This is a genomic window from Bacillus sp. FSL W8-1141 (genome assembly GCF_038593205.1).
GTDB classification, from domain to species: Bacteria; Bacillota; Bacilli; order Bacillales; family Bacillaceae; genus Bacillus; species Bacillus altitudinis.
Map to the genome: position 1 here is coordinate 258,213 of NZ_CP151973.1, position 19,650 is coordinate 277,862.

Here is a 19,650-nt window from a genome sequence, read left to right on the forward strand (position 1 = left end):
AAAGATAAGGGGGTCTTTTCATGTTTAAAAAGCAGGTCAAATCCTGTGTGGTTGTACTCATGGCCATCATTCTATGTATGGCTGCATTACCTGGGTACGAGGCATCAGCAGTTAGTAAAGGCACAAGTGTCAATGAAGCCATTGGGTTGAAAGATGATGAAGTCATCTCAGGTACATTACAGAATGAAAAAGAAGAGTCATGGTACCAAATTACGCCATCTGCAGATGATGTGGCAAAACATACACATATGCAAATTTCTGTCAAAAGCAAACAAGTGTTATCTGTATCGGTCTACCCAAGTAAGGATAGAGCGATAAAGGATGACACTTATTCGAGATATCGTGTGGACACAGCAAGTGGAGAGACAGAAATCAACTTCCCGCATGCATGGTCAGGTCCTTACTATGTCAAAGTGCTGTATTTAGGTTCAGAGGAAGATAGCCGTGATGAGGAAGAGGATGCAGCATATACAATCGGGTATAAAGGTGCGAATCTTCCGCCATCTGAACCGATTTTCCCTGAAGAAGAAGAGCCAACGATCATCATTATTGAGAAAAAGCATGGACGTGAAATTCTTCAATCCATTCGTACGATCGAAGACAAACGATTCAATGAAACAGCCGATGGTCAGAAGCTGACACGTCTGCTACAAAAAACAAAGCCGTTTCTCAAATCTAAACTCATCAACAATCAAAAAAAGCAGCAAACGGTGTACAATCATTTGCTTACATTAAAATCATTGCTGAATGACGTAGAGAAAAATGGTGCATTCAGCGGTCATATCGTCACAGAGAAAGAGCAACAGGCGATCCGTTCCCTTTTTGATATGCTCAAAGAGGCAAGTCCAGCCTATTTAAAAAAGGAATTAGAAGCAGTGGGGCAAAAAGTAGGAATCGATCAGCTTGAAGGAAAATCGATCGGTTATGTATTAGAGAAACAAAAGCTTGTTCCAGAAGAAAAGGTCAACACAAACAAAATCATCTTTAAATTAAAGGATGGACAAACGCTTCAATCCGCAAAAAAGAAGATGAAAAGCTACGGAATTCAAGAAAACCGTGTGACATCTCAGTCAGTAAATCCTTTATTTAAAGGAATGTATGTTTATGATGTACCGGCAGGGAAAGAATCAGCAGGCAAAACGCTTAAAGCAGGCAAAGCTGTGATCAAAAGCACGGCGAGAAAGCTTTCTAGTATGCCGAATGTTGAATTTGCAGAGCCTGTACAAACGTATCGTGCGCTCAGCAATGACGCGCAGTATGGTTATCAGTGGCCGCTGAAAAATAGTGCCCAAAACAGTGGGAAAAAAGGCGCTGATGTGAAGTTTGAACAAATGAATACATTGATTGGTACAAGCAAAATGAAGCAAACGTTAATCGCTGTTGTGGATACAGGTGTCGACAGCCGTTTGTCTGATTTAAGCGGAACGGTTCGTACAGACTTAGGTGCCAATCTGATTGGCCGTAATAAAGATGCAATTGATGACAATGGCCACGGTACCCATGTGGCAGGTATCATTGCAGCAAAAGCCGATAATCATTACTCCATGGCAGGGCTGAATCAACATACAGGAATCATCCCAGTCAAAGTGCTGGATGCGTATGGATATGGAGATACAGAGCATATTGCTCTTGGCATTAAACATGCAGTGGACAAAGGTGCAAAGGTCATTAACATGAGCCTTGGCGGCTACTACAGCAAGGTCATTGAATATGCGATGAACTATGCTGCACAAAAAAACGTATTAGTGGTAGTGGCGAGCGGAAACGATGGCATTCCAGAAATGGGTTATCCTGCGACTTCCAAGTACGCCATGGCAGTTGGTGCAAGCAATCGCATGGATATTGCCGCTGAATTCTCAAGCTATGGGAAAGGGTTAAGCATGTCTGCACCAGGATCTGATATCCCAAGCTTAATGCCTGATGGGAATGTTTCATACCTGAGCGGGACATCAATGGCTACACCGTACGTTGCAGCAGCAGCAGGATTACTGCTTTCTAAAAATCCAACCCTGAAACCAAATCAAGTGAGAAATATTTTACAAAATACAGCGGATGATATTTCATTTAAAGCTGTTGATGGAACAGATGACATTTTCTATGATGAATATGACGAGCCTGTTGTTGATCCGAAAATTCCGGGTATCGATTGGATGACAGGACATGGCAGACTCAATGCTTTTGCCGCGTTAAGCGCTGTTGAATTAAACGCATCAGTTAACAAAGTAGAAGATCAGCATCAAAAGGTGACAGGAAAGGCGAAAGCCGGCGCTGCCATTTCTGTGTATAGAGGCAAAACCCTGCTTGGAAAAGGCACGGCAAGCAAAAAAGGAACCTTTAGTGTGAAGATCAAGCATCAAAACAAAAATAAAGTGCTTCACATCAAGATGTCAAAAGGAAAGGCTGCGACTTCGCTCAAAACGGTCGTGAAAAAGGGCAAAGCGCCAGCTAAGCCAAAGGTGAATCGAGTAACAGTGAAAAGTAAAACGGTCAAAGGAACTGCGGGTGCAGGCTTGACGATCAAGGTGAAGAACAAATCAAAGAAAGTCATTCAAACGGTCAAAACCAATAGCAAAGGCGCATTTACGGCTAAAATCAAGCCGCAAAAAGCCAAAACCGTCTTGTATGTGACAGCTTCAGATGTGAGAAAAAGAGAAAGTAAAGCAGTGAAAGTTGTTGTGAAAAAATAGTCTTGTAGCTTCCCTTTTGAATAAAAAGGGGAGTTTTTTGTTTTTTACTGGAAAAATGACAATAACTGTCGATAGTAATATAGTAGGAAAAAAAAGGAGGATTTATCGATGAAAAAAATCATGTTTGCTTTCTTTCTATCATTGCTTCTCGTTTTCCCAAGCTTTGCACATGCAGAGGAAACAGGAGCAGTACCAGCATCCGTACAAGTAACAGGCGTCACAGCAGCAGACGGTGGTATGGTCAATTACGGTTCTGGCAGTAAATATCGTGTAGGTTCATATTATCCAGCTACTTTTAAAGGAACATTAAAGGACACAAGTGGTCAACTCATGGCGAATCAGCCAATTCAGCTTTATTTTGAAGCAGCAATCAAATCATATGCTCAAACAGCGACAGGTACAACAGACGAGAATGGACAATTTTCACTAACGATTCAAGTTCCTGCAGGTGCAGGCTACCGTACATACAATAATGCAGGCTGGTCTACACATTACTACGATATCGTTCCAGTGACTTTCACTTCAAACGACATCACGCTATCTTCAAATGTGACAAGTGTGTATCATTTGGCATATACATCACGTTACTAATCTGCTAGAAGAGGCGACTTGGCGCAAGCCCTGTCGTTTTCATAGAAAAAAAGGATGTCAGCTAGTGACATCCTTTTCTTTTTGTTAGCAAACCTGCTGGGCGGCAACCGAAAGAGTCGATAAACAAACACTCATGAGCCGTTTCTCCCAGATTCGATCGAGCATTGAGCTTTACATCTTGAGCTTTGATGGATAAGAACTTTGAATACTTGAGCTTTCAGCTTTGAACGTTCAGCTTTGAGCTTTTATCATGGATCATCCTAAGATGATCATCAGATGAGGAGGGAATGACCTTTCCCTCGGAGGTGTTTAGTCCTATCGATTTTCGGCTCACTAACAAAATCGACTAGTCGATCTGTATTTTTGTCAAGGTATTGCTTTCTGATAAGGAGAAATCCACTTCCATTTGGAAATCTTCAATCTCTTTCGAAAGCTGTTCAATCTTCACTCGAAGACGAAGAGGGTCAATGATCGCCGCCTCATTTTCAGCTAGGAATGACTTGACGATCTCTTGGTTGGCAGCGGCTTGTGTTTTTCCGTCTTTCCCAAATAGTGTTTCTAAATGTTGATCCAGTCTCTTTTTCACATCTTCATTGATTTGTTCTGACCGGTCAACCAGCTCTGTGTAGACCTTTTTTAATTTTCGTAAATAACGAATATCGTAATCTATGGATGTCTTGCGTTCAATGGCTTCTGCTACGGTCATGCTAACACCCGCCACCTCAATCGTTGTCGTAGCATTCGACACAACGATGGCTGATTTAATGGCATTTCGGCGTTTGATTAATGCTTGAATCGATTGGTCATCTGCTTTTGCCTTTTTTTCTACTTCTTCTTGATTTTGAAATCCGTTCTGTATATGTTTCCCGATGACCAAGCCACCGAGTACAGCTTCATCAATTGTTCGGTTGATTCTTTTATCTAACATTTTCAGTTCACTTAATGCTCTTGTAATGGTCATTTCCATATTAAAAACAGCTCCCTTGATTCGTCCTGAAAATCATAGATTCCTATCATATACCAAAATGTCTTTGTTTTGCTAGTGATATCCTTTTTTGGGACAAACAAAAAACCCTGATGCTATACACCAGGGTTTTCTCGTTTTTTCTGAATCCATGTTGTCACGTAATAGGCAGCATAGCAGAGTGCGATAAAAGGGATACCGCAGATAAGAGCAATACGCTGATTTGGATCAAAAGCAATGCCGATCACAGATGCAAGGCATAGGAGGAAGGCAGCAATCGGAACCACCGGATAGAGCGGGGTTCGGAAAGATAAATCATGAAGCTGTCCGCCATCCTGTAAGAATTTTTTGCGAAACATGAACTGTGAAGCTGCAATTCCCATCCATACAACAACAACGGCGAGTCCAGAGATTGACACAAGAACCAGATACACCGTTTCAGGTGCGATGACACTCGATAGCAAAGAGAGAATGCCTCCAATCATACTCAAAATGAGTGCATTCAAAGGAATTCCCTTTGACGTCAATTTTGCCAGCTTTTTAGGTAATGTTCGTTCTTCAGAAAGGGACCATAGCATGCGAGATGAGGCGTATAGCCCTGAGTTTGCAGCAGATAAGATCGCCGTCAGAATGACAAAATTCATGAAATCTGCCGCATAAGGAATACCGATGCGGTCAAAGACCACAACGAAAGGACTTTTGATCACCCCGGCTTCTTCTACTGGAATTAAGCCGGCTAAGACCACGATCGTTCCGACGAAAAACAGGACAAGACGTAGCACAGTCGTGCGAATCGCCCGGGGAATGGTCTCATCTGGATTGACACTTTCGCCCGCAGCAATCCCAATTAGCTCAGTACCCGAAAAAGCAAAATTAACAGCCAGCATGGTCATTAAAATCGGTAAAAAGCCGTTTGGGAAGAGACCCCCATCTCCAGTGAAGTTAGAGAAGAACGGAGCGGCCTCACCGCCTTTTAGTGGAATCAATCCAAACATCGCCGCTCCGCCAAGAATAATAAAGAGAATAATAGCCATGACTTTAATGCTAGAAAACCAAAATTCCGATTCTGCAAAAAACTTAACTGTAAAAGCATTGAGTAAAAAGATGAGAAGCGCAAAAACACCGCTCCACATCCAAACCGATGTGTCCGGGAACCAGCGCTGCATTAAAAGACCTGCCGCTGTAAATTCTGAACCAAGTGCCACGGTCCATGTCAGCCAATAAAGCCAAGCCACTGTATAGCCAGTGCCGGGCCCAATGTATTTTGTTGCATATGTGTGAAAAGCGCCTGTAACCGGCATTGCGACAGACAGTTCACCTAAACAGAGCATCACGAGGTACACAATTAATGCCCCAACCAGATAAGCCAAAATCGTTCCCGCAGGTCCGGCCTGATTGATCGTATATCCTGAACTTAAAAAGAGTCCTGTGCCAATCACGCCACCTAAAGAAAGCATGAACAGGTGACGGCTTGTCATTTTTCGTTGATATTGTTGTGACTGATCTTTTTCTTGTTCCATGTCTTCCCGCCCTTTTGCTTATAAGTATGTGTGTTGAGTCATGATGCTACGATGTTGCTTGTTTTAAGATATCTGTAATATCTTCTGGTGTCGTCCGGCAGCAGCCGCCGATGATTTGTGCACCGTCTTTATACCATTGCTGCGCACATTCACCAAATGTATGGTGAGACGTATCTCCGCTCCAAACCTTTTCTTCAGGATCATATAATTCCCCTGAGTTCGGATACACGACAATCGGTTTGCTCGTCCCTTTTTTCATCTCCTGAATAAGAGAAGACATATATTGCGGCGGTGTACAGTTTACGCCAACAGCAGCGATCTGCTCATATGGCTCAAGTGCTTGTACACAGTCTCTCAGCAGATCCCCTTCACTAATATGCTTGCCATCCTTTGCGCTAAACGTGATCCACGCATACACACCGCTGAATTCATCCTCCAGCAGTTTAGCGATGGCGATTGCTTCAATGAGACAAGGGATGGTTTCACAAGCGAGAATATCTGCACCAGCCTCTACCAATGCTTGAATTCTTGGTCTGTGAAAATCAATGAGCGCCTGTTCTGTGAGTCCGTAATTTCCCTTATATTCTGAACCATCAGACAAATAAGCGCCGAAGGGCCCCACAGATCCAGCGACAAATGGTTTCGTCCGCTCTTTACGATGTGTCTCATCCTGCCAAAACTGCTCACATGCTTCTTTTGCTAACGTGACAGATCGTTTCATTAATTCGATGGCTTCTCCTTTTGTATAGCCTTTTTCAGCAAAGCCATCAATTGTCGTTTGGTAGCTGGCTGTTGTTGCACAGTCAGCACCTGCTTGGAAGTAGTCCAAGTGTACTTGCTGAATCAATTCTGGCTGTTCAATGAGGATTTTGGCTGACCATAAACTGTCGTTTAAATCACAGCCCTTTCGTTCAAGCTCTGTTGCAAGTGCACCATCTAAAATCAAAGGTGTGTGAGCCTGTAAACGGCTTTGAATAGGATTCATATAAATCAAACAGCCTCCTTTGTCGATCGGAAATAATGGATATGATATGAGGCAGTAGTTTAAATGACTAAAGTGTTTTTGTCAAGGAGAGGAATAAGCATCATACGACGGAAAAACCCTGAAAACATGCGGGTTTGAGTGCATAAACATACAGTTGAAATAATAGAAAACCAAGTCATTGACAGCCTCTAAAAAGAGATATATATTATGGAAAGGTTCATTTCAGAAAGCTTCATCAAAAGGCGCCGTCTTTTGATTTTTATTTTGTCCAACGACTGTCTTCTTTCGTGCAGAAAGAGGGTTTTTTATATGCTTAGAAAAGGAGGAAAGAAGAAATTGAAAAAATGTGTAAAAGATATTGCAATGATTCTAGTTGGTTCTTTTTTATTTGCTGCAGCTGTGAACATGTTTGTCATTCCACTTGAGTTTGGTGAAGGCGGCGTAACGGGGCTGTCCATCATTTTCTACTATATGTTTGAGATTGCGCCGTGGCTGACAAACCTTGTGTTGAATGCGATTTTATTACTTGTGGGGTATAAATACTTGGACAAGAAGACCACGATCTACACAGTGGTAGCTGTCGCAAGTAACTCTCTATTTTTACATTTGACCACTACATGGGTGGTGAATGTCCATGAATTGATCATTGGTTCTATTTTCGCAGGGATCATCATTGGTATTGGCATTGGTCTTGTTTTAAGAGCGGGCGGTACAACAGCGGGATCTGCCATTCTTGGGCGAATTGCGAATAAGTATCTAGACTGGAACGTGAGCTACGCCATCTTGTTCTTTGATCTAATCGTTGTTTTTGCTTCTTACTTTATTATTGGTGCGGAAAAATTAATGTTTACGATTGTGATGCTGTATGTGGCGACTAAGGTGATGGATTTCGTCATAGAAGGGCTTAACACGAAAAAAGCAGTGACGATTATTTCTTCATGCAAAGATGATATTGCAGAAGAAATCAATCACACCTTGGATCGAGGCGTGACCATTTTAAACGGTCGCGGTCATTATTCGAAGGAATCGAAGGAAATTCTCTATGCAGTCATTCAAAAACAGGAGCTGATGCGTTTAAAGAAAATCATTAAGAAAATTGATCGAGACGCATTCGTTGTTGTCCATGACGTGCGTGATGTGTTTGGAGAAGGATTTGTGAATATATAAAAAGTGAAAAAAGACACCTCCACTATAAAGTGGGGGTGTCTTTTCATATGTTGAGTGATTTTATGTTTAAGGGACTATTTTTTCAAGGTATCATCTTTTTTCTCGTTACTTTTCAGAAAGAAAAAACGTATACACTCAGCAATGGCGGCTCCCACCACAAACAGGATGATGGGTGTAATGGTAAAAGGTTGTTTGAAGATGAACAAATACACGATATAACACAAAGTTAGTGTAATGACTAAAGTGAGATAATTACTCCACATTTTTTTCAAGGTCATCAGCTCCTCGTTTTTTAAGGTCTACCATTATTCGGTATTGGTTGGGTTGAAAAGAACTAGCCACTTTCAGCCGTTCTCATCACTTTAATTCGAGTTGAGTGTTTGTAAAACTTAGTATGAAGTTCATAAGGATACGCCATTGTGAATGAACTTCTTAATTCCATAAAATTCAGCTTATCCCTTTAAAATAAAGAGATTAAATGAGTTGTTTTCTATGATATTCGTTCCTGTGTATGTTTGTTGTCTACAATAGACACACGCTAGATTTATCTTGATCAGGTGAAGCCTTGAAGAAAGAGAAACTTCCTGTATGAAAATTTATAGGGACGTTGAGAGTGAAAAGTTGCAAAAGATACCTCTTGTCACATCATACTATGTATTGTATAGTATAAATAGTTAGGAGTTGTAAACATGAATGCACAACTAAAAAAAGGATTACTGGAATTCTGTGTACTGGCGGTATTAAAGAAAGGCGATTCCTATGGTTATCAAATGATTAAAGATATGTCCCATTGTATTGAGATTTCAGAATCGACATTATATCCGATATTAAAGCGGTTAGAGCAAAACAATTATGTGGAGACCTATTCACAGGAACATAACAGTCGATTAAGAAAATACTACCGGATGACAAAGAACGGACGGGAGCATATCGCGCAATTTTTAGCGGAATGGGATCAAGTGATGGCGATTTACGACTTTATTTCTGGAGGACAGAGCAATGAATAAAAAAGAATTTTTAGCCAGCTTAGAGAAGCACCTGCATCGTCTAGGCGAAAAAGAAAGTGATCGGTTCATCGAGTATTACGATGAAATGATCGAGGATTATCAGGAAGATGGCTACAGTGAACAGGAGGCAGTTCATCAAGTCGGTCAGCCTGCCATTATTGCTGAAGGGATTTTAAAGGAACAAGGAATCAAAACCATTCAGGTGCCGACGTTTGGAGAAAAAGCCACAAGGCTCTCCATCCTCATTTTAGGCTTTCCGTTATGGGGCAGCATTCTAGCAACAGTCTTCCTGCTGATTCTTTCTGTGTATATGGTGATTTGGTGCGTTCCACTCGTGACAGGTACAATGACGCTAGTTGGTTTGCTCGGTGGTTTTTGGAGTATCATTGGTTCTCCATTTATTTCTCAGGATGGTTTGCATGTGGTGGTGACGCAGATCGGAGTTGGGATTCTTCTATTAGGTGTCGGATTATTAAGCGGCATAGCCACGGCGTATTTAACAAAGCTATTTGTGCAAGTGACTGTTCAAACCACTAAGGCATTCATGGGAATGTTTAAAAAGAAGGTCGTGAGAGTATGAACGTGAATGATTTAAAAAAGCAATGCATCAAATGGGGGATCATCTTCACCGTTGCCGGAGGAATTGTCATGGCAATTGGTTTTGGACTTTCAGGCTTTGACCTAGATGCATATCAAAACAATGACCAGAACAATGTGTTCCGCACGATCAATTGGAGCAAGCCATAAATGAAAGACCCGCTTATGCGGGTCTCAGCGTGTAGACAAACCCTCGCATTCGGTGTCAGTCCTGCGCTTCGGTGCTCACGAATGTCAAATTCGCTCCGCGCCGATGCTCGTCCTTCCTAGGGCTGCAAAGGTTTTCTATCACGCTGAAAAGAAGACAAAGAGCCAAAATAAAGTTCATTTTAGCCCTTTGTCAACAATCTGCGACCCGCTTATGCGGGTCTTTTTTTCGCTCTGGCAACAAAGAAAAAATAACAGCAAAGTGCGCCAAGGTCACAGAGCATAATAATCAGTCCCATGGGAAAGGCAGTCTGGCTTCCAGCTAAGCCGACAAGGGGTGTCATGCATGCGCCAAGAAGCATTTGTGCCACACCGATGAGGGCAGCGGCACTTCCAGCATGCGCACCGTGATGCTGCATCGCAAGAGAAGGAGCAGACGTGCCGACAATCCCAACGCTAGAGACCACAAAAAAGAGCGGAATGAGGATGCCATAAAGCCCTGCATCAATAGAGATCATCACACATAAGGTGACGCCTCCTAAAGCAGCTGTCAGCAGCCCAATGCGAAGGACTTTCTCCTCACCAATTTTCGCAGCAACGCGGGCAAATACTTGTCCGGCTGTGATGATGCCAAGACTATTCACCGCAAAGGCAGCACTGAAGCCCTGCGGAGAAAGGTTGAAAATCTCCTGCAATACAAACGGTGATCCAGAGATATACGCAAACATGGCGGCGAAGACAAGTCCTTGTGAGAGAGCATATCCGACAAAGAGTCGATCGCTCGCTAGAATTTTCATCGCACCTAGGATCTGTTTGAAGCCTCCAGTCTGTCTACGTTCCACAGGTAAGCTTTCTTTCAATGAAAACATCGATCTTAGAAGCATGAGCGCCCCGAGGATTCCTAGCAGAACAAACACACCCTGCCACGTCGTGAACCGTAACATTTGTCCGCCCACGATCGGTGCCGCTGCTGGAGCGACTCCGTTGACTAACATGAGCAAAGCAAAGAATTTCGTCATTTCTGAGCCTTCATAATGATCTCGTACGATGGCTCGTGCAATGACAATGCCTGCTGATCCAGCAAGTCCTTGAATCAGCCTTAAAAGAATGAATGTCCAAATTGATGTGACCACTGTGCATAAAAGAGAGGCCGCAATAAAAATGATTAATCCAACCATCAGCGGCTTTCTTCTGCCGACTGTATCACTGATTGGACCTGCAATCAGCTGTCCAAGCGCAAGTCCAATCAAACAAGCCATGAGACTTAACTGAGACAGCGCCGTGCTTGCTTCAAAGTCACGGGCGATATTAGGTAAAGCAGGTAAATACATATCCATTGCCAGCGGTGCAAGGGCTGTTAAAGAGCCAAGAAGCGCGGCAAGGAGGAATCGATTTTTTTTCGATTCTTGGGGATAAGATAAAGAATTCATATGATGACACTCCTCGTATACGTCCTCAAATCAGCATAATGAATCAAGCTTTCCATTTCAATCAAAATTTTCAAAGAAAATTTCGTGCAAAATAATTGATCTTTAAAAGAAGACTCTTTACATTGAATGAGTAGAGAAAAGAATCAGATCATCGGCATGCAGTGATTGCATGATACGTATATCCATTCATAGACAAACAGGAGGTGCTGGCATGGAGCAGCAAGAGTTGATCATTCGTCAAGCAGTGAGTGAAGATCATGAGGCGATCACACATGTGCTGATCAAATCATACGCACAGTATGAGCCTCAATTTACAGAGGAAGGCTGGCAAAATTATTCTACAGCCTTGCGAGCGGCTGTAGATAACCCAAACATGGAGTTGATGCTTGTGGCCGAGCTTGAGGGCAAGGTCGTGGGGACCCTTCAAATGTTCCGATCATCAGAACAGGCATATGACAAGCCGGAGATGGGCATTACTTCAGCGATTGTCCGGTTTTTAGGGGTAGATCCTGATGTGAGAGGAAAAGGTATTGCAGAGTCCTTGTTGCGTAAAAGTATAGAACTGACGCAATCGTGGGGCGAGAACGTCCTGTACCTTCATACGTCGGATAAAATGCAGGCCGCCATTCGTTTATATGAAAGAATGGGCTTTGAACGGGCACTTGATAAAGAATTTGTGAATCAAAATGGGACGCATGTGAAGAGCTATCAGTATGTGATCAAAAAAGAACAGCCGGCTGGCTCATAACACGCTGTATAAGAAGAGGAAGAGCATGTCCTGCATGGACGGGGCTCTTCCTCTTTCTCATGATACCCATACGTTCAGTGCCATATATGAAAAGCACCATGAGATTAATCCGAACATGACAAAGAATTTCAACGCATGTTCATAAGGGGTCAGCTTTCGATCTCTTTTCGTTTTCACAAGCCGCCAGTAAAGGGCATAGCCACAAAAAACCAAGATGATTTGTCCGAGTTCTGCTACGGTTTCGATGATTGTGATTCCGTTCATTTGTTTTCACCTCACCATATGTCTTCCATAGGCAGCAGCAGTGAACCTTTATTTCTTCAAAAGAAAGCAGTGTATACTAGAATAAGAAGTAGATGCAGAAGGGGTTGTGACCGATTGTTTCCGCTATATGCAAATTCTTGGGATGACGTCATTGAGAGAAAAATCAAATACGATGATCAGGTTGTGGAACATATGTGTCAGCTGTTAGACGCACAGGAGCAGCAAGTCGTGTTGTTTCATAAAATTCAAGAAACATTTACAATGGTTGCTGGTGATGGCACTGTCACGATTCCAAAAGGGAGTTATACGACCGCCTATTATTGGACGGACCGGCCTTACAATGTCTATTTTTGGCGGGATGATCAAGGCAATGAACTTGGCTCTTATGTGAATATCGTCAGACATACATGGTTTGAAGAACGGGCGGTTGTTTTTGAAGATTTATTGATTGATCTACTCGTTCTGCCGAATGGTGATTTCTTTGTTTTGGATGAAGATGAACTGCCGGAGAGTTTAGCTTCCTTTGAACACGGCTCGGTTCATCGAGCACTCCGTGATGTCATCCATTCGTTAGCGCACATCCTCGATCAAGTGAGGCTGGATGCGAAAGGGAAATATCATCACACCCTGTTTCAGAAGATGTTGAAATAGAAAAAACGATTCCTTGCTGAAAGGAATCGTTTTTTTATCAAACCTTGATCCGGTTTAGTCGTTTTTGTAAAGCAGTTTTTGTTTTAGATGCTTTTAGTTGTTTGACCGCACTTTGGGCGGTTGCTTTTGTTTTCTTTGTTCGTTTGGCTTCGGCTTTTTTGACTTTTTGTTTGGCATCTGTCACTTTTTTTTGATAGGCGACTTGTTTTTTGACTTTGTCGAGCCGGTTTTGCAGGCTTGTTTTTTCTTTGCCTTTGGATAGCTTTTTAATAGCCGTTTGGGCACTTTTAATCGAGCCTTGGGTTTTACTTTTTTCAGCTGATTTGACCTTCGCTCGTGCGTCACGAATATCAATGGCTGTTTGGACTTTTTTGACTCGGTCAGTGAGTGCGGTTTTTTGTTTACTAGCAGTCAGTCTGCCAATTTTCGTTTTGGCTTGATCAACATCTGTCTGTTTTTTAGATGTTTCGGCTGTTTTGACTGCGCTTGTCGCAGTCTTTAAAAAGGTTGACTGCGGCACATATTGCACGCGGCCATAGCCGAATTGTGGATCTTTTCCTTTTGCACCAAGATCCACTGTATAGCTGCGCAATAAAGTACGGAGCTGAACATTTGTTTTCTTAGGATGTAGCTGTTTTAACAGCGCAAGCATTCCTGTGACATGTGGTGCCGCTTGTGATGTACCCGTTGCATACCAATATTCATTTTTCAAATAGGTACTGATGACGTTCTCGCCGGGAGCGGAAAATTCAATTCCTTTCCCCGTATTAGAGATGGAGGCGAGTTTGTCTTTGTCAGTCGTTGCGGAAACAGCAATGACGCTATTGTATGCGGCAGGATAACTAATCCCATTCTTCTTTCCATCATTTCCACTTGCAGCAACGACCAGCAGTCCTTTTTTGTATGCTTCATCAACTGCTGAACGTAAAATCGGAATGTTATCTTCAAAAGCTAGACTTAGGTTGATGATATCCATCTTATTGCTAATTGCCCAATCAATGCCTCGGAGCAGACTGTATAAGTCGCCTTCTCCTTTTTTATCTAATACTTTTACAGCATACAGCTTCACACCAGAAGCGACACCGACCGTACCGTAATCATTATTGAGCGCCCCAATTGTACCGGCGACATGTGTTCCATGTCCTTCATCATCTTTGTAAGAAGACGTGTAATTGACGAATGATTTACCGCCGGCTACCTTTAAATCTTCATGTGGGAAAATACCAGTATCGAGAACGGCTACTTTCACATTTTTCCCTGTCACGCCTTCTTTGATTGCTTGCTTTACATTGAGCTTCTGCAAGTTATAAGATTTTTGTACCAAAGCATCCTGACCAGTAGCAGCAGCTGTTTTTTTCACGGTAGAAGCTGCGAGTTTGACCCTAACGTTTTTTGAAACATAAGCGATGTTTGGGTCTTTTTTAAGTGAGGTGACAGCTTGCTCATCTGCTGTCACTGCTACAGCTGGAAGATGTATGTATTGAGCGTTCACTTTTTCACTTTCTTGAATAGCCGTTTGTTTTCCTTTTTGATTTTTATAGACGATGATGACATCTGTTTCTTTTGGTGGTGCAGCTGCCTGCGAATGGAAGGGCAAAGCAGTTGTCAAAGCAAGAAGAAACGCGATGACCACGACGATTTTCTTTTTCAAGGCAATGGCTCCTTGCATATGAGGTGACCTCCGTCTTTTTTTCTTTATTATATCGGAGAAATAAGATAGATGGTTAGAAGAATCATAGTCTAGAAAGAAAGTTTTTTTCACACGTATCCCGAAATTGAATTTCATAGAATTCTAGTAGACAATAGAGAGATCATAATATGAGAAAGAAGGACATGCCGATGAATGTAAAAGAGTATATGACGTATGATGCGACGGGACTGGCGTCACTTGTGCAGAAAAAGCAGGTAACGCCCGAAGAGCTTGTACAAGCTGCATTTACTAGATTGGAAGAAGTGAATCCAGTACTAAATGCGGTGATTCATACTAGACGAGATCAAGTGTTCAAAGACATGAAGTCACTAGATGCGGATCAGCCGTTTGCTGGTGTTCCGTTTGTGTTGAAAAATATATCGCAGGGGCTGGAGCATGAACCTTTGACGGCGGGTGCTTTGCTGTTAAAGGATGTAAAGGCGCAAACAGATTCCCACTTTGTCCGTCGATTGAAGCAGGCTGGACTCCTCATGATCGGTCATACGAACACACCTGAATTCGGATTGAGAAATGTGACAGAACCCTTTTTATATGGTCCGACGAGAAACCCTTGGAATGCTGACTATTCTCCGGGCGGTTCAAGCGGCGGGACGGCAGCAGCTGTGGCAAGCGGCATCGTACCTGCGGGTGGAGCGAGTGATGGCGGAGGGTCTATTCGGATTCCGGCATCCTTTACTGGTTTATTTGGACTCAAGCCAACAAGGGGGAGAACACCGGTCGGCCCGGGTGCAGGAAGGCAGTGGCAAGGAGCTTCCATTGACTTTACGCTCACAAAAACAGTTCGAGACAGTGCTGCCCTTCTTGATTTGCTTCAAGTCATTCAGCCAGAGGCTGCGTTCCAAACGCCATTATATGACGGCAGCTATCAGGAGGATTTGGTGAAACGAACCTCTTCTATGCGAATTGCTTACAGTGTAGACTCTCCAGTAGGCACGAAGGTGAGTGAGGAAGCAAAGCAGGCAGTCTTGAACACTGTGAAATGGCTGAGTGAACAAGGGCATCAAATAGAAGAAGTGAAGCCGGACATTGATGGTGTCCATCTGATGCAGCAATATTACGTCATGAACAGCGGTGAAATGTCTGCCTTATTTACCTCTCTGGCTCGTTCATTCGGGCGTCCGGTGAAGCCGGAGGAGACAGATATTGTGGCATGGGTACTGGCGGAAGCAGGAAAAAATGTGACGGCTGCTGCTTATACAGAAAGTCTTGATGCATGGGATATGGCCGCTGCAAAAATGGCCGCATTTCATCAAACCTACGATCTATATGTGACCCCAGCTACTGCCTATTCGGCTCCAAAGGTTGGCGAGCTGATGCATAACGATCAAGAAATGTCTGCATTGTTACGTGTGTCATCCCTTTCAATGCAAGCACAGCAGGATCTGATTTATGAAATGTTCCTCAAGAGTTTGACCTACACACCATTTACACAGCTGGCTAACCTAACCGGCCAGCCATCTATGAGTGTGCCAGTTCATCTCACAGAAGCAGGCATGCCTTTAGGCGTACAGGTGACAGCACCGAAAGGAAAAGAGGACTGGCTGCTCAGACTGGCGTCAGAAATAGAATCATCCTCATTATGGAAAGGAACGCATCCATTACTGAATCAATAATACAATGGCATTGACGTTGGTCTATGGAGGAAAGGAGTGTCACACGTGAGTACGAAGGACAAAATCATTCAAACGGCCGCACTTCTTTTACGTAAACAGGGGTATCATGCGACAGGGTTGAATCAAATCATTAGAGAGAGCGGCACGCCGAAAGGGTCTCTTTATTATTACTTTCCAAATGGAAAAGAAGAGCTAGCCATAGCAGCCGTTGAATATATTAGTCAAAGGGTCATCGATCAAATTGAAGAAAGTTTTGCCTATTCTGATGACCCATATGTCGCCGTCGATCATTTTATGACAAATATCATTCGGGGTTTTATGGAGCAAGAAAGTGAAAGAGGGATACCGATTGTCTTACTGGCGGCAGAGTCAAAACCTGAACATACAAAACTTCATGCTGCATGTAAACAAGAAATGATTCGCTGGCAAGAGCTTGTCAAAGAAAAGTTGATGAATAGCGGATATGATGAAACAAAAGCGGATGAGCGGGCATCTCTCCTTCATTCAATGGTCATCGGCGGATTATCAATGACTACTGCATTAAAGCAAACGACACCTTTAGAGCACGTAAAATGTTACCTTAGACACTTATTTATGCGAGAAGAGTAAAATCTCTCGCATATTGCCTATCTATTATATCAATTGGTCTATATAATAAAGATAGTCAATTAGTCATGAGGAGTGATGGGATGTCGGAGCAACCACAATCGATCAAGCAATCCGAAGATACCTCTTTTTATACCGTGTCAGGTTCGGGGGAGCTGTATGGTTTGGAAAATCAGCTTGTACATGTGCTGGCAGAAGCAAATCAAACAAATCAACTGTTTGAGCTTGTCTTAATCACAGGTGGGAAAGGTGCTTACTTTCCGCTGCATTGTCATGAGACGCTATTTGAAACCATCTTTGTGCTGGAAGGGAAGCTGGAAGTGATACTGGACGGTAAAAAGTATATGATGACGGCCTGTGATTATATTCATATTCCGCCCAAAACAATTCATGGCTATAGAATGCATAGTCACAAAACAAGGTTTATTTCTTATACACTGGGCGGGCAAATGACAGATGTCTATCTGCAAATCGGAAAGAGGCTGTTGCAGAATGAATGGCCGATGACTGATCACCCATTTGATGCAGACAGCTTTCATCAGGCTGAAAAAGAAAGCGATATCATGTTGATGCACGGCATTAGGGAGCTATCCAATACAACCAAGCCAGCTGTTTTGTTTCATAGTCAGCTCCCGCGCGCAGTGCAGCCATATGTGCTGGAGGCTGGTGAAGGAAAGCAATACATGGTCGAAGGTCAGCTTCATGAGCTGATTGCGACAACAGAAACAACAGGAGGCGGATTCAGTTATTTTGTGATTGAAGGGACAAAGGGAAAAGGCTTACGTCCGCATTATCATGAAGTGCATACAGAAGCACTTTATTGTGTTGAAGGCAGAATGAATCTTCAGTTAAACGGAGAAAATATTTGCTTGATGCCGGGGGATTTTGCTTATATTCCTCCGAATACCGTTCACTCGTATGAATTCGTATCTCATTCAAATAAAATGTTGGTTTTGCTGCTGCCTGGCTATATTGAGCAAGTGTTTGAACAATTTGAAGAAGCACAAAGTCCAGGTATGTGCCCTTATTTTATACAGGAAGGGAACATGATGGAGGGTGGGGAGACCTCTGCTCAGTATGATTTGGTGTTTGTCGAAGAAAAATAGCTGTGTAACGCGTAAACACATATTGAAGTAAACAACCTGCTGAATAAATCGGCGGGTTATTTTGTTTTCCCTTGTGGAACAGCATCCCTATTCATATGTATGAACCATCCATTCAAGGTGAAGCTATAGACATGATGACCTTAGCTAAAGGAGGAAATGCAGATGAGAGCTGTCACCTATCAAGGGAAAAGCCGCATTGCGGTGAAGGAAGTAGCTGCACCATCTATTCAAGATCGTGAAGATGTCATCGTTCGAATTACATCTACAGCTATTTGTGGGTCAGATTTACATTTATATCAAGGGAATTTCCCGCTTCCTATCGGCTATGTGATTGGGCATGAACCGATGGGGGTGGTAGAGGAAGTCGGGCCGGATGTCACTGCGGTGAAAAAGGGAGATCGTGTCATCATTCCATTTACCGTTGCGTGTGGTCAATGCCAGTATTGCCATCACCATTTAGAAAGTCAATGCGATCACTCAAATCCTCATTATGATTCAGGCGGACTTTTTGGATACAGTGAGAAATATGGGAATTACCCCGGAGGACAGGCTGAATATTTACGTGTGCCCTTTGGAAACTATACACCATTTAAGGTGCCGGATGATTGTGAGTTAGAGGATGAACAATTGCTGTTTTTATCAGATGTTCTGCCAACTGCTTATTGGAGTGTAGAACACGCAGGTGTAAAAAAGGGGGATACGGTCATTGTGCTAGGATGTGGACCTGTTGGGTTAATGGCACAGCAATTTGCTTGGCAAAAGGGCGCAGAGCGGGTCATTGCTGTTGATTACATAGACTATCGCCTTCACCATGCAAAACGAATGAGCGGCGTAGAAGTATTTGATTTTACAGAAGACCCTGACATGGGAGAAACCCTAAAAGAGCTCACAAAAGGTGGGGCGGATGTTGTCATTGATTGTGTGGGGATGGATGGGAAAAAGTCACCGCTTGAAAAGGTTGAACAGAAGCTCAAGCTGCAAGGCGGAACGATAGGGCCCATTCAAATTGCCACAAAAGCCGTGAGGAAATGCGGGACTGTTCAGCTGACGGGTGTGTATGGAGGTCTTTACAATATGTTCCCATTGGGTGCTTTTTTCGCAAGAAACGTCACGCTGAAAATGGGACAGGCGCCAGCGAGAGGGTACATGTCAAAGCTTTATCAAAAAGTGACAACCGGGGAAATTGATCCTAGAGCGATCATCACACATCAAATACCGCTAGATGACGCAGCTCATGCGTATCACATATTCAATGAAAAACAAGATGATTGTATAAAAGTCATCTTAAAGCCATAAAAAGAAGGCTTAGGATATTTCCTAAGCCTTTAATGTATACTCGTCCATCATTTTTTCGATTAATTCAAAAAATGTTTTTTTATCTTCTTCTGATAGGTGATTGAACAGTTGATTGACAAGTAGCTGACGATTGTCGATCATTTGTCTGGCGATTTGTTCACCTGATTCAGAGAGTGTAATCCATACCGTACGGCGGTCATTGTTATTTCTAGAGCGGATAATCAGCCCTTCATCTTCTAAGTGATTGAGAGCGGTTGTTGTTGCGGAGGGAGATAATGAAACTTCCTGCAGAATATTTTTCACAGTACATGATTGATGGCGGTAGATGATGCGTAAAATAAACCCTTTTACATTCGTGACGTTTTTCGGGATATTCTCTTCATCTATTCGTTTCGTCGCCTTTAAATACTTTGTCAGTGCATGGTCTAACAAACTTGCCTCTAGCTCGAAATGTTGCATTCTCCATACCTCTTTTCCTATTGCATTCGCATTTTCCGATCAATTACTAGGTCTATCTTATCATAATAAGCATCATCATTTAAACCAAAATGGAAGACGGC

Annotated in this window: 19 protein-coding genes; 12 read left to right on the forward strand and 7 right to left on the reverse strand. The window is 42.9% G+C overall.

Annotated elements, in window-relative coordinates:
• Positions 1–20: 20 nt before the first annotated feature.
• Both NSQ52_RS01445 and NSQ52_RS01450 read left to right on the forward strand, forming a co-directional pair.
• On the forward strand, positions 21–2,687 hold the full coding sequence (locus tag NSQ52_RS01445; protein ID WP_342473839.1) for a S8 family serine peptidase: 2,667 nt from the start codon (positions 21–23) through the stop codon (positions 2,685–2,687).
• A gap of 108 nt (positions 2,688–2,795) precedes the next feature.
• Complete coding sequence (locus NSQ52_RS01450) at positions 2,796–3,278, forward strand: hypothetical protein (protein ID WP_007498435.1); 483 nt, start codon at positions 2,796–2,798, stop codon at positions 3,276–3,278.
• A gap of 346 nt (positions 3,279–3,624) precedes the next feature.
• Here NSQ52_RS01450 and NSQ52_RS01455 read toward each other — a convergent pair whose 3' ends face one another.
• The 3 genes from NSQ52_RS01455 to mmuM all read right to left on the reverse strand — a co-directional run bounded on the left by NSQ52_RS01455 (position 3,625) and on the right by mmuM (position 6,747).
• The gene (locus tag NSQ52_RS01455; protein ID WP_017360397.1) at positions 3,625–4,245 is read right to left on the reverse strand and encodes a hypothetical protein; all 621 of its coding nucleotides are present in this window, start codon (positions 4,243–4,245) and stop codon (positions 3,625–3,627) included.
• Between the two features lie 113 nt (positions 4,246–4,358).
• On the reverse strand, positions 4,359–5,762 hold the full coding sequence (gene mmuP / locus NSQ52_RS01460) for an S-methylmethionine permease (protein WP_073415794.1): 1,404 nt from the start codon (positions 5,760–5,762) through the stop codon (positions 4,359–4,361).
• Positions 5,763–5,808: 46 nt separating this feature from the next.
• On the reverse strand, positions 5,809–6,747 hold the full coding sequence (gene mmuM / locus NSQ52_RS01465) for a homocysteine S-methyltransferase (protein ID WP_259254092.1): 939 nt from the start codon (positions 6,745–6,747) through the stop codon (positions 5,809–5,811).
• 336 nt (positions 6,748–7,083) lie between these two features.
• Between mmuM and NSQ52_RS01470 the strand changes: the two genes are divergently transcribed.
• From NSQ52_RS01470 to NSQ52_RS01485, 4 genes are all read left to right on the forward strand, one after another.
• Positions 7,084–7,914: a YitT family protein gene (locus NSQ52_RS01470; protein ID WP_025206673.1), complete on the forward strand. Its 831-nt coding sequence runs from the start codon at positions 7,084–7,086 to the stop codon at positions 7,912–7,914.
• A gap of 689 nt (positions 7,915–8,603) precedes the next feature.
• Complete coding sequence (locus NSQ52_RS01475) at positions 8,604–8,921, forward strand: PadR family transcriptional regulator (RefSeq protein ID WP_025206674.1); 318 nt, start codon at positions 8,604–8,606, stop codon at positions 8,919–8,921.
• Positions 8,914–9,501, forward strand: coding sequence for a DUF1700 domain-containing protein (locus NSQ52_RS01480; RefSeq protein WP_144679718.1), 588 nt, complete (start codon positions 8,914–8,916; stop codon positions 9,499–9,501). The genes NSQ52_RS01475 and NSQ52_RS01480 overlap by 8 nt, the downstream gene beginning before the upstream one ends.
• Positions 9,498–9,668, forward strand: coding sequence for a hypothetical protein (locus tag NSQ52_RS01485; protein ID WP_162835678.1), 171 nt, complete (start codon positions 9,498–9,500; stop codon positions 9,666–9,668). Before NSQ52_RS01480 ends, NSQ52_RS01485 begins: the two co-directional genes overlap by 4 nt.
• Positions 9,669–9,877: 209 nt before the next feature.
• Here the strand turns inward: NSQ52_RS01485 and NSQ52_RS01490 are convergent, their stop codons facing one another.
• A complete protein-coding gene (locus NSQ52_RS01490; protein ID WP_024719029.1) occupies positions 9,878–11,095 on the reverse strand; it encodes a multidrug effflux MFS transporter in 1,218 nt (405 codons plus the stop codon).
• Between the two features lie 211 nt (positions 11,096–11,306).
• Between NSQ52_RS01490 and NSQ52_RS01495 the strand changes: the two genes are divergently transcribed.
• On the forward strand, positions 11,307–11,843 hold the full coding sequence (locus NSQ52_RS01495; RefSeq protein WP_058336302.1) for a GNAT family N-acetyltransferase: 537 nt from the start codon (positions 11,307–11,309) through the stop codon (positions 11,841–11,843).
• A gap of 57 nt (positions 11,844–11,900) precedes the next feature.
• Here the strand turns inward: NSQ52_RS01495 and NSQ52_RS01500 are convergent, their stop codons facing one another.
• Positions 11,901–12,107: a hypothetical protein gene (locus NSQ52_RS01500; protein ID WP_024719027.1), complete on the reverse strand. Its 207-nt coding sequence runs from the start codon at positions 12,105–12,107 to the stop codon at positions 11,901–11,903.
• A gap of 114 nt (positions 12,108–12,221) precedes the next feature.
• Between NSQ52_RS01500 and NSQ52_RS01505 the strand changes: the two genes are divergently transcribed.
• Positions 12,222–12,758 carry a DUF402 domain-containing protein gene (locus tag NSQ52_RS01505; RefSeq protein ID WP_335364655.1) on the forward strand — a complete coding sequence of 179 codons (537 nt, stop codon included), beginning with the start codon at positions 12,222–12,224 and terminating at the stop codon, positions 12,756–12,758.
• A 37-nt stretch (positions 12,759–12,795) separates the two neighbouring features.
• Here NSQ52_RS01505 and NSQ52_RS01510 read toward each other — a convergent pair whose 3' ends face one another.
• On the reverse strand, positions 12,796–14,409 hold the full coding sequence (locus NSQ52_RS01510; protein ID WP_342473840.1) for a S8 family serine peptidase: 1,614 nt from the start codon (positions 14,407–14,409) through the stop codon (positions 12,796–12,798).
• A 188-nt stretch (positions 14,410–14,597) separates the two neighbouring features.
• On the opposite strand from NSQ52_RS01510, the gene NSQ52_RS01515 reads away from it, so the two are divergent.
• The 4 genes from NSQ52_RS01515 (at position 14,598) to NSQ52_RS01530 (ending at position 19,090) form a co-directional block, all read left to right on the forward strand.
• A complete protein-coding gene (locus NSQ52_RS01515; RefSeq protein WP_048003133.1) occupies positions 14,598–16,082 on the forward strand; it encodes an amidase in 1,485 nt (494 codons plus the stop codon).
• A gap of 45 nt (positions 16,083–16,127) precedes the next feature.
• A complete protein-coding gene (locus NSQ52_RS01520) occupies positions 16,128–16,691 on the forward strand; it encodes a TetR/AcrR family transcriptional regulator (RefSeq protein WP_024719023.1) in 564 nt (187 codons plus the stop codon).
• An 80-nt stretch (positions 16,692–16,771) separates the two neighbouring features.
• Positions 16,772–17,794, forward strand: coding sequence for a quercetin 2,3-dioxygenase (locus NSQ52_RS01525; RefSeq protein ID WP_342473841.1), 1,023 nt, complete (start codon positions 16,772–16,774; stop codon positions 17,792–17,794).
• Between the two features lie 162 nt (positions 17,795–17,956).
• Positions 17,957–19,090 carry a zinc-dependent alcohol dehydrogenase gene (locus NSQ52_RS01530; RefSeq protein WP_342473842.1) on the forward strand — a complete coding sequence of 378 codons (1,134 nt, stop codon included), beginning with the start codon at positions 17,957–17,959 and terminating at the stop codon, positions 19,088–19,090.
• 21 nt (positions 19,091–19,111) lie between these two features.
• On the opposite strand, the gene NSQ52_RS01535 is transcribed toward NSQ52_RS01530, so the two are convergent.
• On the reverse strand, positions 19,112–19,549 hold the full coding sequence (locus tag NSQ52_RS01535) for a MarR family transcriptional regulator (RefSeq protein ID WP_024719020.1): 438 nt from the start codon (positions 19,547–19,549) through the stop codon (positions 19,112–19,114).
• Positions 19,550–19,650 lie beyond the last annotated feature (101 nt).

What these genes read in the sequence shown, in the direction of transcription:
- NSQ52_RS01445 (WP_342473839.1), top strand. Translation starts at nt 21, where the DNA reads ATGTTTAAAAAGCAGGTCAAATCCTGTGTGGTTGTACTCATGGCCATC.
- NSQ52_RS01450 (WP_007498435.1), top strand. Translation starts at nt 2,796, where the DNA reads ATGAAAAAAATCATGTTTGCTTTCTTTCTATCATTGCTTCTCGTTTTC.
- NSQ52_RS01455 (WP_017360397.1), bottom strand. Translation starts at nt 4,245, where the DNA reads ATGGAAATGACCATTACAAGAGCATTAAGTGAACTGAAAATGTTAGAT.
- mmuP (WP_073415794.1), bottom strand. Translation starts at nt 5,762, where the DNA reads ATGGAACAAGAAAAAGATCAGTCACAACAATATCAACGAAAAATGACA.
- mmuM (WP_259254092.1), bottom strand. Translation starts at nt 6,747, where the DNA reads ATGAATCCTATTCAAAGCCGTTTACAGGCTCACACACCTTTGATTTTA.
- NSQ52_RS01475 (WP_025206674.1), top strand. Translation starts at nt 8,604, where the DNA reads ATGAATGCACAACTAAAAAAAGGATTACTGGAATTCTGTGTACTGGCG.
- NSQ52_RS01480 (WP_144679718.1), top strand. Translation starts at nt 8,914, where the DNA reads ATGAATAAAAAAGAATTTTTAGCCAGCTTAGAGAAGCACCTGCATCGT.
- NSQ52_RS01485 (WP_162835678.1), top strand. Translation starts at nt 9,498, where the DNA reads ATGAACGTGAATGATTTAAAAAAGCAATGCATCAAATGGGGGATCATC.
- NSQ52_RS01490 (WP_024719029.1), bottom strand. Translation starts at nt 11,095, where the DNA reads ATGAATTCTTTATCTTATCCCCAAGAATCGAAAAAAAATCGATTCCTC.
- NSQ52_RS01495 (WP_058336302.1), top strand. Translation starts at nt 11,307, where the DNA reads ATGGAGCAGCAAGAGTTGATCATTCGTCAAGCAGTGAGTGAAGATCAT.
- NSQ52_RS01500 (WP_024719027.1), bottom strand. Translation starts at nt 12,107, where the DNA reads ATGAACGGAATCACAATCATCGAAACCGTAGCAGAACTCGGACAAATC.
- NSQ52_RS01515 (WP_048003133.1), top strand. Translation starts at nt 14,598, where the DNA reads ATGAATGTAAAAGAGTATATGACGTATGATGCGACGGGACTGGCGTCA.
- NSQ52_RS01525 (WP_342473841.1), top strand. Translation starts at nt 16,772, where the DNA reads ATGTCGGAGCAACCACAATCGATCAAGCAATCCGAAGATACCTCTTTT.
- NSQ52_RS01530 (WP_342473842.1), top strand. Translation starts at nt 17,957, where the DNA reads ATGAGAGCTGTCACCTATCAAGGGAAAAGCCGCATTGCGGTGAAGGAA.
- NSQ52_RS01535 (WP_024719020.1), bottom strand. Translation starts at nt 19,549, where the DNA reads ATGCAACATTTCGAGCTAGAGGCAAGTTTGTTAGACCATGCACTGACA.